Annotated in this window: 5 protein-coding genes; 1 reads left to right on the top strand and 4 read right to left on the bottom strand. The window is 74.9% G+C overall.

The window, feature by feature from the left end; genetic code table 11:
* Positions 1-68: 68 nt before the first annotated feature.
* A complete protein-coding gene (locus ACFW1A_RS37335) occupies positions 69-2,216 on the bottom strand; it encodes an MMPL family transporter (protein WP_380417537.1) in 2,148 nt (715 codons plus the stop codon).
* A 63-nt stretch (positions 2,217-2,279) separates the two neighbouring features.
* Between ACFW1A_RS37335 and ACFW1A_RS37330 the strand changes: the two genes are divergently transcribed.
* Positions 2,280-2,810: a MarR family winged helix-turn-helix transcriptional regulator gene (locus tag ACFW1A_RS37330; RefSeq protein WP_380417535.1), complete on the top strand. Its 531-nt coding sequence runs from the start codon at positions 2,280-2,282 to the stop codon at positions 2,808-2,810.
* 33 nt (positions 2,811-2,843) lie between these two features.
* Here ACFW1A_RS37330 and ACFW1A_RS37325 read toward each other — a convergent pair whose 3' ends face one another.
* From ACFW1A_RS37325 to ACFW1A_RS37315, 3 genes are all read right to left on the bottom strand, one after another.
* Positions 2,844-3,341 (bottom strand): phosphoribosyltransferase, encoded by a 498-nt coding sequence (locus ACFW1A_RS37325; RefSeq protein WP_380417533.1) that lies wholly within the window; start codon positions 3,339-3,341, stop codon positions 2,844-2,846.
* A 125-nt stretch (positions 3,342-3,466) separates the two neighbouring features.
* Positions 3,467-4,831: an ABC transporter permease gene (locus ACFW1A_RS37320; protein ID WP_380417531.1), complete on the bottom strand. Its 1,365-nt coding sequence runs from the start codon at positions 4,829-4,831 to the stop codon at positions 3,467-3,469.
* A complete protein-coding gene (locus ACFW1A_RS37315) occupies positions 4,828-5,862 on the bottom strand; it encodes an ABC transporter ATP-binding protein (RefSeq protein ID WP_380417529.1) in 1,035 nt (344 codons plus the stop codon). The genes ACFW1A_RS37320 and ACFW1A_RS37315 overlap by 4 nt, the downstream gene beginning before the upstream one ends.
* Positions 5,863-5,990 lie beyond the last annotated feature (128 nt).

Raw genomic sequence — 5,990 nt, 5'->3', positions numbered from 1 at the left:
CCCGTGGCACGCGGCGCGCACCGGGAGACGGTCCCCGGCCTTCGTTCCGGTCGCCGGGCACCACCGGGTCAGCCGACCGGCTCCGGGGTGCGGCCGGGGGTCTCGGAGGTCCGGCCGGCGGTCTCGGGTGTGCCGGGCCACCAGAACCGGCGGCCGGTGAGCAGGACGAGGGCCGGGACCATTACGGTGCGCACCAGGAGGGTGTCGAGCAGGACGCCGAGGCCGACGATGACGCCGATCTGGGTGAGCGTGATCAGCGGCAGCACGCCCAGCACGGCGAAGACCGCGGCGAGCAGGATGCCGGCGCTGGTGATGACGCCGCCGGTGGAGGCCAGGGCACGCAGCACGGCGCTGCGGGTGTCGTGGCCGACCAGGGTGTCCTCGCGGGTGCGGGCGACGAGGAAGATGTTGTAGTCGACGCCGAGGGCGACCAGGAAGAGGAAGGACAGCAGCGGCACGTTGCTGTCCAGCGCCGGGAAGTCGAGGGTCGTGCGGAACAACAGCCAGCCGGCACCCAGGGCGGCGAAGTAGGACGCGATGACGGTGGCGATCAGCAGGACCGGGGCGACCAGCGCACGCAGCAGGGCCACCAGGACGAGGAAGACGATGGCCAGCACGAGCGGCACGATCAGGCGCGTGTCGTGGGCGTTGGCCAGGGCGGTGTCGTGGGTCTCGGCCGTGGGGCCGCCGACCAGGGCGTCGGCGCCGGGAACGCCGGCGACCTGCCGGCGCAGCGCGTCGATCGCGCGGTCGGACGCCTGCGTCCCGGGCGGTGCGGTGAGGACCACGTCGGCGCGGGCGTAGCGGTCGGTCCGGGCGGTGGGGGTGACGGCGGCGACGCCGGGGACCTGGCGGGCGGCCTCGGCCACCCGGTCGGCGCTGCCCGCGGTCGAGACGAGGGTCAGCGGCTCGGCGGCGCCCGCGGGTTGGACGGCGGCGAGGGTGCGCGCGCCGAGGATCGCCTCCGGTGTGGTGCGGAAGGAGTCGGCCTGGGCCAGACCGGTGCGCAGGCCGAGTCCGCCGCAGGCGAGCAGGACCAGCACGGCGGCCCCGGCGGCGGCGACCCGGGCGGGGTGGGCGGCGACGGCGGTGCCGATCCGGGACCAGAGGCCGCGGCGGTCGGCGGCGACCGGCTCGCCGACCGCGGGCACGAGCGGCCAGAACAGCCGGCGCCCGGGCAGGACCAGTGCGGCGGGCAGCACGAGGAGGCCGAAGAGCACGGCGGTGGCGATGCCGACGGCGCCGGCGAAGCCGAGGCCCCGGTTGCCGGTCAGTTCGGCGGCCAGCAGGGTGAGCAGGCTCAGCACCACCGTGGTGCCGCTGGCCAGCACGGCCGGCGCGGTGCCGCGCCAGGCCCGGGCCATGGCGGTGAACCGGTCGTCGGTGCGGTGGAGTTCGTCGCGGTAGCGGGAGACCAGCAGGAGGGCGTAGTCGGTCCCCGCGCCGAAGACCAGGACGGACTGGATCCCGGCGGTGGAGGCGTCGACCTGGACGCCGGCGTGCGGGGCCAGCACGCCGACCAGCACGGCGGCCAGGCGGTCGGCCGCGCCGACCACCAGCAGCGGGACCAGCCACAGGATCGGGCTGCGGTAGGTGACGAGCAGCAGGACCGCGACGACGGAGGCGGTGGCGATCAGCAGGCTCGTGTCGGCGCCCTGGAAGACCTTGCCGATGTCCGCGCGTACGGCCGGCGCGCCGGTCACCTGCGCGCGCAGCGGTGCGGGCAGCCGGTCGGACGCGGTGCTGCGGATCCGGTCGACCGCGGCGCTGTTGGCACCGTCGTCCGCGCCGGCGGGCAGCACCACCGCGACGGTGGCGACCCGGCCCTGCAGGGTCTGGGGCCGCGACGCCTCCGGCGCCAGACCCAGCGGAGCCAGCGAGGAGGCGCGGTCGGCGATGACGGCCTGCTGCTCGGCGGTGAGCGGGCTGCCGTCGCCGTTGCTGAAGACGACGATCGCCGGGGCCACCGCGCCGGCGGGGAAGGTCTTCACGATCCCGGCGACGCGGGCGGACTGCGAGGAGGCGGGCAGTCCGGTGCCGGTGGCCTTGGTGGTGGTGGCGTCGGAGGGGCCGAGCGCGAAGGCCGCCCCGAGTCCGACGACGGTCAGCAGCAGGACGAGCCAGGCGGTCGCGCGGGGCCGGCGGGGTCCGGCCGTCCCTCGGCCGGCGCCTGGGGTCGGGGTCAGCGGCAACTTGCCGACCGGCTGTGCGGGCATGGGTGCACACCTTCGAAAGTCGTTAAGTAACTTAGCGACTCGCAGCGTGTCAGACTGACGCCCATGGCGCAACATGCATCGTTCGGAGCAGGTGCCCGCTCGGATTCCCCCCGGGGCGAGGTCACCGCGGCGGGCGCACCCGCGGGCGACGAGCTCTCCGGGGCGCTCCGCGAGGTGCTCACCCTGACCCAGCTGGCGCGCGCCGAGCTCGCGCAGCGGCTCGGCATGCCGCTGACGAACGTGGAGGCCGTCGAGCACGTCGTGATGGCACGCGGGGCGGGCGAGCCGATCGGGCCGGTCGAGCTCTCCCGGCGCCTGGGCGTCACCAGCGCCGCCGGCACCCAGTCCGTCAACCGCCTGGTCGCGGAGGGCCACATGACCCGGGGCCCGCACCCGCGTGACCGGCGCCGCCAGGTCCTCGACGTCACCGACAGCGGCTTCGGCCACGTCATGGGCGAGCTGGCGCCGCTCCTCGGCCTGCTCCAGCAGGCGGGCGACGGGTTGACCGACCCCGAACGCGCGGGCGCCCTGCGCTACCTGGAGCAGGTCGCCGCCGCCTACCAGGCCTACCTCAGCGGCGAGGCACCGGCCTGACGCGACGGGGCGCCGCCGACACCGCTCCCGCGGTCAGGCGCCGGGGGCCCGGTCGCCGTTCCTGACGACCGGGGGCTGCGTCGACCACGGGAAGTTGATCCAGGCGTCGGTGCGCCGCCACACGTACTCGCAGCTCACCAGCGAGTGCGACTTCTCGTAGATGACGGCCGACCGCACCTCGGCGACGTGGCCGAGGCAGAAGTCGCGGACCAGCTCCAGGGTCTTCCCGGTGTCGGCGACGTCGTCGGCGATCAGGACCCTCCGGCCGGAGAAGTCGATCGCTTCCGGGACGGGCGCCAACATGACGGGCATGTCCAGCGTGGTGCCCACACCGGTGTAGAACTCCACGTTCACCAGGTGGAGGTTCTTGCAGTCCAGCGCGTACGCCAGTCCGCCGGCCACGAACACGCCGCCGCGGGCGATGCTCAGGATCAGGTCGGGCTCGTACCCGTCGTCGGCGATCGTCTGCGCGAGCTCGCGCACCGCCCGGCCGAAGGTCTGGTAGTCCAGCGTCTCGCGCACCTCTGTCACGCCGTCCAGTCTCCCCGGCGGCACGCCCGGCCGCGAGTACCGGCACGCCCCGACGGTGGACACACGGACACGACGTGCTCCGCGCGTCCACCGTCGGGGCGTCAGGGATGCGAGGCTCCGGGCCGTCAGGGCAGCAGGTCCACCGTGCCGTCGAACTGCCAGAGCGGGTTCGGGACCGCCTTCCCGTCGGTGACGATCAGGAAGTAGCCGTTCAGCTGGACCGGGCCGTCACCGTCCGCCGTGTAGCGGCCGTTCGCGGCGACGTCGAGCTGGTAGACGGCCTGGGCGGTGGCGTTGAAGCCGGGGACGGTCCAGGAGACGGTGCAGCGCCAGTCGTTGCCCGCTCCGTCCTGCGGGCCGAGCCCCTCGCTCTTGTCGCAGCTGGCGGTCGCCTGGACCTGGGCCTCGGTGACCGCCGGCTGGCGCATCTGCGCCTGCTGGTAGCGGTAGAGGTGGGCGAACGCCGTGGCCACGGAGCGCTGCACCTTGTCCTGGGTGATGCCGGAGCCGCCCGCACCGGTGGCCACCGCGAGGACGGCCGTCGTCGCGGCCAGCAGGCCGGCCAGCGGGACGACGCCCAGGGTGAGCGCCCGGCGGCCGGCGCCGTCGTTGTTGAGGTTGGTGAAGTCCCGGCGCAGGAACAGCAGGTAGGCCAGCACCGTGGCAACCACCGCCCAGGCCAGGCTGACGCCGACACCGATCAGCAGTGGACCGGGTTGCTGCGGATCGGCGAAGAGCCCGTTCCAGGAGATGAAGGCGTAGCCGGGCAGCGCCAGCCGCAGCGCGACCGGCAGCGGCAGCAGTTGCGCGACCTGCATCCCGAGGGCGACGAGCATCGGCAGCAGCAGACCCATCGGGGACCGGCCCAGGGCGATGGAGCCGAGCAGTCCGATGGCCGCCAGGGCGAGCGTCGGCGCCAGCGCGCAGAGCCAGGCCAGCAGGACGTTGCCGGCCGCGTCGGCGCCGCTGAGCTGGTGGCCGTCCACGCCGGTCAGCGGTCGGCTCCCCACCGCGAGGAGTCCGCCGGCGATGCTCGACAGCGCCAGGCCCGCGACCAGCAGCCCGATCACGGTGAGGCTGGCGATCGCCTTGGCCGCGAAGATCCGCCGGTGCGAGCGGACCGTGATGATCAGGTGCCGCCAGGTGCCGAGCCGGTCCTCGGAGGCGAAGACGTCGCCCGCGACCATCGAGGTGACCAGCGGCAGCGCCCAGGTGCCGGCGACGCCGAGCACCACCAGCGGGCCGGCCCAGCCGGTGGCGTGCATCCACCGCCCGAACAGGGTGTCCGAGGGCAGCGTGCTCTGCTGGTCGACCGCGAAGACCAGCAGGCCGGGGCCGAGCCAGCAGGCCAGCAGCAGCAGGCGCACCCGCCAGGCGGAGTACTGCTTGACCAGTTCGGTGCGCAGGATCCGGGAGACGGGGGCCGGGCGCCTGCGCGGTGTCCCGCCGCCGGCACCGGCGACGGGGGCGGCGGTGACGGTCGCACTCATCGGTCGGCCTCCTGCTCGGTGCGGACGGGCTGCTCGGACCGGGCGCGCTGCTCGGTACGAGCGGGGTCCTCCGCGGGGGCGGGCTGCTCCGCGGGAGCGAGCTGCTCGGTCAGCGCGAGGAAGGCGGCCTCCAGCGGCGAGACGACGGGCGACAACTCGCGCACCGCGACGTCCCCGCGCACCATACGGGCCACCAACTCGTCCACCGCCGCCACCCGTGCGTGCAGGACCAGCACGTCGGTGTCCGGTCGCGCCGCCGCGTCGTGGTCGTCGAGGATCCGGATCCCGGGCGTCGCGGCCGCCAGGGCGCGCGCCGCCGCCGGGTCCGAGGCCCGCAGCCGGTAGTCGAGCGCGCGGTCCTCGTCGGAGAGCTTGCGCACCGGGCCGGAGAAGACCACCCGCCCGGCGGCCAGGATGGTCACCTCGGCGCAGAGCGCCTCCAGGTCGTCCATCCGGTGGCTGGACAGCACGACCGTGACGCCGTCGTCCGCGAGCCGGCGCAGCACGCCGTGCACCAGCTTCTTGCCGGCCGGGTCCAGGCCGTTGGACGGCTCGTCGAGCACCAGCAGCCGGGGCTTCGTCAGCAGCGCCGCGGCCAGCCCGAGGCGCTGGCGCATCCCCAGCGAGAACCCGCGCACCCGCTGGTCGGCGGCCCCGCCGAGGCCGACCTGGTCCAACGCCTCCTCGACGCCGAGGACCGGCCCGTCGTCGGGGGCCAGGGCGGCGACCGTCACGAGGTTCTGCCGGGCGGTGAGCGTGGGGTACAGCCCCGGCCCGTCGACGAACCCGGAGACGCCGTCAGGTGCGGCCAGGCCGCGGCCCAGCGGCGCGCCGAGGATCTCCAGGCTGCCGCCGTCGGCGACGGCCAGGCCCAGCAGCAGGCCCAGCAGTGTGGTCTTGCCGGCACCGTTGGGGCCGACCAGTCCGTGGATCTGACCCTGCGTGATGCTCAGGTCGACGTGGTCGAGCGCGACGACATCACCGAAGACCTTGGTGATGCCGCGGCCCCGCACCGCGACGGGTGTTTCCATGCCTCAGTCCAATCCCCAGCCGGCGCCCGGCTGAATCCGAAGAGCCTGTTCCCGGCGCGTGGTGCCCGGCTCGACCGTGCTGCGGGGCCGGGCCGGAGCCACGGGCGCCGCCGGGTGGCGCACCGCAG

It is taken from the genome of Kitasatospora sp. NPDC058965 (assembly GCF_042741245.1).
Lineage (GTDB): Bacteria > Actinomycetota > Actinomycetes > Streptomycetales > Streptomycetaceae > Kitasatospora.
Note: the sequence above shows the minus strand (reverse complement) of the source record. Positions and strands in the feature narration are given on the sequence as shown.